Here is a 4,146-nt window from a genome sequence, read left to right on the forward strand (position 1 = left end):
CCTTCAGCCGGTCCAGTTCGGTCAGCCGTTCGTTGGCCGCGCGCAGCGCGTCGGTCGCGCGTTCCAGTTCCGTCGTCTTGCGCTCCAGCTTGCGGCTGTGGGCGATGACGTCACTGGTTTCGTCCAGCATGCGCAGAAGCTCCGCCGCCTCCACCGCACCTGTCGAGACCGAGGAGGCCAGGGCGACGCGGGCGGATGCTCCGCCGATGGCGCCGGCCAGCAGCCGCTCCGCCAGCCGCAGCCGCTCCGGTCCGGCCGGTTCGTCTGGATCGGCGCCGGCGAATGCCCGCGCTGCCCGCTGGGGCCCGAGGAAGCGGGCGACCGTCCGGGTGAGGTCGCCGACATTGGCCACACTGCGCCAGTCCGGCGGCGCATCCTCCCGCCGGGTGGTGTCCGGCGCGGACAGGAAGACGTCGACGAAGGCGGCAGCCTGCGCCCGCTCCGATGCGTCTTGCCGGTCGAACAGCGAGAGGCCGACATAGGCGCCGATGTTGGCGAGCGCGCTCCAGAACAGCGAATGGGCCAGCGAATCCCACCCTTCCAGTCCGAACAGCGCATAAGGCCGCAATGCTGCGACCTCCCAGGGTCCGTCGGCGATGAAGCTCGCCGGCAGCCAGCCAGACCGCGCGAAGCTCGGCAGCAGCAGGGTATAGGCCCAGACCAGCGTTCCGGCGGCCACCCCGGCGATGGCGCCGCGCCGGGTCGCTCCGCGCCAGTAGAGACCACCGATCAGCGCCGGTGTGAACTGCGCCACCGCGGCGAAGGAGATCAGCCCGATCGACACCAGGGCATAGGCGGACCCGGCCAGCCGGAAGTAACCGTAGCCGAACAGCAGGATCGCCACGATGGCGACGCGCCGCACCGCCAGCAGAAGCGGAGCCAGATCGGCCCAGCGGGCCAGTGCCCGCGGGCGGGCGTGCAGCAGGACCGGCACCACCAGATCGTTGCACAGCATGGTGGACAGCGCCACCGACTCCACCACGATCATTCCCGCCGCCGCCGACAGCCCGCCGAGGAAGGCCAGCAGGGCCAGCCAGCCGGCCCCGCCAGTCAGGGGCAGGGCGACCATGAACAGGTCGGGGTCGAACTCTCCGCCGAAGGTCAGCAGCCCCGACAGCGCAACCGGCAGCACGAACAGATTGATCAGCAGGAGATAGAGCGGGAACAGCCAGACCGCGCGGTCGAGATGGCGTTCGTCCGTCGGTTCGATCACCATCACCTGGAACTGGCGTGGCAGGCACAGCATTGCCGCCGCCGACAGGATGGTGGTGGCGACCCAGGCCCCCCCATGGGCCGCCGCCGGACGCGGCATTCCCGAGCGCAGCCTCGCTGCCCATCAGACGGGCGAGGTCCGGGCGTGCGGCGGCCGTGGCGAACAGACTGTCCAGCCCGCCGTGCAGGCCCCAGACCACGAAGATCCCGACCGCCAGGAAGGCGACCAGCTTCACCAGCGATTCCAGCGCGATGGCGGCGACCATGCCGGGGTGGTGTTCCGCCGCGTCGATCTGACGGGTGCCGAAGACGATGGCGAACAGCGCCATCACGGCGGCGATGAGGAAACCCTGGTCGAGAATCGGTTCGGCGTTGGTGTCCAGCCCGCTTCCTCCGGTCAGCGCGTCGAAGCTGACGGCGACCGCCTTGAGCTGGAGGGCGATGTAGGGCGTCACGCCGACGGTGGCGGTCAGCGCCACCAGCCCGCCCAGCAGCGGACTGTGGCCGTAGCGGCTGGCGAGGAAATCGGCGATGGAGGTGATGCGCTGCGCCTTGGCGATGCGCAGGATCCTGCGCAGGACCAGCGGCGCCAGCAACATCAGCAGGGTGGGGCCGAGATAAACCGGCAGGAAGCCGATGCCCAGCGTCGCCGCCCGCCCGACCGACCCGTAAAAGGTCCAGGTCGTGCAATAGACCCCCAGCGACAGGGCGAAGATGGTGGAGGAGGCGATGACGCTGCGTCCCGCCGCCTCCCGCCGGTCGGCCCAATGGGCGATGGCGAACAGGGCGGAGAGATAGGCCAGCGCGGCGATCAGGACAGTGGCCCAGCCCAGTCCGGCCTCCATGCCGTCCTCCCTAGCGCGCGCGTCCGGCGAGAGCCGCCAGCGCGATCACCGCCGCCCAAATTCCGAACGCCCAGGCGTAGAGCGCCGGCACTCCCAGGATCCTGGCCTCCACGCCGAACAGGCCGAGCAGCGGCGGGTTGAACAGGGCGGCGGCCAGAAGGAACAGGCCGATCATCCGGTCACGGTACCGGTTGGGGGTTGGGTTGTGATCCTGGCCGCTCAAAAGGCGCGCTCCCGGGCGGCGAGTTCGACCAGGATGTTGGCGCCACGGATGGCATCGTCCAGCGTCCGCACGTCGCGTGCGCGCAGCATCTCGATCATCCGCAGGAACACCGCGGCGGTGACCAGGCTGTCGCCCAACGCGGTGTGGCGGTCGACCACCGCGATGCCCAGCCGCTCGGCGATGCCGTCGAGTGTGTGGTCGCCATCATTGCCCAGCAGCATGCGCGACAGCAGCATGGTGTCCAGCACCGGGCAGTCGAAGGCAACCCCCGCCGCCCGTTCCTTCATCTTCAGGAACTTCAGGTCGAAGGCGGCATTGTGCGCCACCAGCACCGCGCCGGAGACGAAGCTGCGGAACTGCGGCAGCACGGCGTCGATGGTCGGCTTGCCCGCCACCATGCCGTCGGTGATGCCGTGGAAGGGGACCGACTCCGCCGGGATCGGCCGGCGGGGATCGACCAGCGTGTTGAAGGTCTCGCCGGTCAGGATGCGCCCACCGACGACGCGGACCGCGGCAATCTGGATGATCTCGTCGCCGGTGCTGGGCGACAGGCCGGTGGTCTCGGTGTCGAACACCACGTAATGCAGCCGGTCCAGGGGCGTGCGGCCCAGCTCGCTGGTCGCCAGCGGCTGGTGCAGCAGCCCGAAATCGAAGAATTCCGGCCGGGCACCAGCCTTCGGCCGCGGCTGGGCGGTGCGTGGCGATTGCGCCTGAGGCAGCGGCACGCGCAGCCGGGCACGGGCGGGGCCGCCATCCGTGGTCAGGTCGGTGGGGAGCGGCTCGCTCCAGGCGGTGCTGCGGTGGTGCTGCAGCACATCCCCGGCACTGAGTCCGCCCAGCCCGTCGGGCAAGCTCTGGTCCAGCCAGCCGTCCAGCATGGCGCTTGGCACCGCCGGCCCTTGCCAGACGAGATCGAGATAGACCCAGCGGTCGCCGTCCTGCGGACCGGCCGCCTCCAGGTCGAAGGCGGTGGCGCCGGTCAGCGCCTGCACCCGGCCGATCAGATAGGCGAACAGCAGGACGAGGCTGTGGCTGTCGCCATGCACCCAGTGCGGCAGGCCGGTCAGCGTCACCGTGGTGGCGGACTCCGCCCCGACCCGATGGGCGACGAGGGCGATCAGGTTGTTGGAATGGATGTCGCTCATCGGCCAACTGCCGGTGACGATGTTGCGGTAGGCGGCGGTTACCTGTTCCAGCCTTTGCGACAGGCTTGAACAGGACTCCAGCATCGCACTTTCGAAGGCGGCGCGGTCGCCGGGACCGAGGTCGGGCGCGTCGTAGAGCGTCTCCACCGCCGCGCGCAAGTTGGCGATGGGGGCGCGGAACCCCTCTGTCGCCTCGCGCAGCAGGGCGTCGCGTTGGCCCAGTGCCGCCAGTTCGCTGGTGGCGTCGGACAGCGTCAGCACATAGCCGGTGATGGCGGGAGGCTCGTCCGACGCCGGGCCGGACTCCTGCAGGATGGCGCTCATCCGGCCTTCCAGCAGGATGCGGCCGTCGGTGGTGGCGCCGACGAACTGGGCGGTGGTGCCGTGTTCGTGGTTGACGTGCCGCCCTTCGCGCACCCGCAGGGCCAGACGCTCCATCGTGTGGGTCACCGGTTCCGCCACAACGAAATGCAGAAGCGAACGGCCGAGCCCAAGTTCCCCGGTCAGGTGCAGGATGTCGAGGGCCGTCTGGTTGTAGAGCAGGATCTGGTGCCGGGTGTTGCAGACCAGAACGCCTTCATGCAGGTCACGCCGCACGGCGGCGAGCCGGGTCTTCTGCTCCTCCGCCTTGGCGGTGGACTCGGCGACCGTGCCGGCGATGTCCCGGCGGACCTGGGCCAGCTTGTCCGAAAGTTCGTTCACCGCGCGGGCGATGGGCAGC

2 protein-coding genes and 1 pseudogene are annotated in these 4,146 nt (G+C 70.0%); all 3 read right to left on the reverse strand.

What is annotated here, in order from left to right; genetic code table 11:
* Positions 1-1,312, reverse strand: a pseudogene (locus I71_RS38845) (histidine kinase); the annotation flags it as partial.
* A 755-nt stretch (positions 1,313-2,067) separates the two neighbouring features.
* The gene (locus I71_RS37540; protein ID WP_148294275.1) at positions 2,068-2,280 is read right to left on the reverse strand and encodes a hypothetical protein; all 213 of its coding nucleotides are present in this window, start codon (positions 2,278-2,280) and stop codon (positions 2,068-2,070) included.
* On the reverse strand, positions 2,277-4,146 hold a 1,870-nt coding region (locus I71_RS17490), incomplete at its 5' end, for an exonuclease domain-containing protein (RefSeq protein ID WP_042696121.1). The genes I71_RS17490 and I71_RS37540, both read right to left, overlap by 4 nt.

The sequence above is a fragment of the Azospirillum sp. B506 genome (assembly GCF_000333595.1).
Lineage (GTDB): Bacteria > Pseudomonadota > Alphaproteobacteria > Azospirillales > Azospirillaceae > Azospirillum.